Source organism: Polaribacter sargassicola, assembly GCF_021991835.1.
GTDB lineage: Bacteria > Bacteroidota > Bacteroidia > Flavobacteriales > Flavobacteriaceae > Polaribacter > Polaribacter sargassicola.
In genome coordinates this window covers 1-1,057 of the sequence record NZ_JAHDAU010000022.1, presented here as the reverse complement: position 1 = coordinate 1,057, position 1,057 = coordinate 1, and the positions used below count along the sequence as shown (strand labels likewise).

The 1,057-nt window shown below is 30.6% G+C and carries 1 protein-coding gene; it reads right to left on the bottom strand.

Going from position 1 to position 1,057, the window contains the following annotated elements; all coding sequences use genetic code 11:
• Positions 1-2: 2 nt before the first annotated feature.
• On the bottom strand, positions 3-1,007 hold the full coding sequence (locus KI686_RS15625; RefSeq protein ID WP_237590264.1) for an IS30 family transposase: 1,005 nt from the start codon (positions 1,005-1,007) through the stop codon (positions 3-5).
• Positions 1,008-1,057: the final 50 nt, after the last annotated feature.

The window sequence follows — 1,057 nt, the reverse complement described above, 5'->3', positions numbered from 1 at the left end:
TACTAAGCTACAAATTTTAGTTCTAAGTCCATCATTTCTTTAGGTGTTTTATATCCAATAATTTTTCTTGGTCTGTTGTTTAATTTTTGTTGAATATTTTGAAGCTGTTTTATGTCAATTTCATTAAAATTAGTTCCTTTAGGAAGATATCTCCTAATCAGTCCATTTGTATTTTCGTTAGTTCCTCTTTCCCAAGAAGAATAGGGGTGAGCAAAGTAAATTTTCATACCTGTTTTTTCTGTGATTTTTTGGTGTTTTGCCATTTCAATTCCGTTGTCATAAGTCATAGATTTTTTAAAAATAGGATTTAATTTGTTTAATATTTTAGAAAATTGTTTAGCTACTTCATCGGCTTTTTTAGACTCTAATTTAATGATTAAAGTAAATCTTGTTTTACGTTCTACAATAGTTCCAATGGCGCTTTTATGATTCTTTCCGATGATTAAATCACCTTCCCAATGTCCAACTTCATTTCTGAGTTCAATATGCTTGGGTCTCTTGTCAATACTGACTTGGTTTATAATTTTAGATCCACCACCACGTCTTTTTTTATGAGGTCTACGTTTTGTTTTTTTACGTACCAATAGTTTTATTAATTTCTTGTTTAAGCTTGCTTGCGGCCTGGTGTAGATGTGTCTGTAAATAGCTTCGTGAGAAATAGACATAATAGGATCATTAGGATATAACTCTTTAAGCCTTCCAGAAATTTGTTCAGGAGTCCAGTTTGATAAAAGTCCTCTGTAAACAAAAAATTTAAGTAAAGAATAAGTGCTTATTTTATCTAAATTTCTCTTGTTTAAGTAGTCTTCTTTGACACACCAATGAGCAAGTTCTGCATCATAACTATCCTTCTCTGTCTGTATCCATTTATTCACTTCTCTACCGATAGTTGAACGAGTTCTACCAAGTCTAAATGCGATATAGGATTTAGTCTTTTTTTCTTTTAAAAGGGTCTGAATAATGACTCTTTCTTTAAGGGTTAATCGTCTATGTTTTTTTACTTCCATTTTACAAATCTATAATTTTAGATTTGTTGCGTTAAGTTATTGAATAGACC

Bases quoted from the DNA above. Each gene is read 5' to 3' on its own strand.
- KI686_RS15625 (WP_237590264.1), bottom strand. From the start codon at position 1,007: ATGGAAGTAAAAAAACATAGACGATTAACCCTTAAAGAAAGAGTCATT.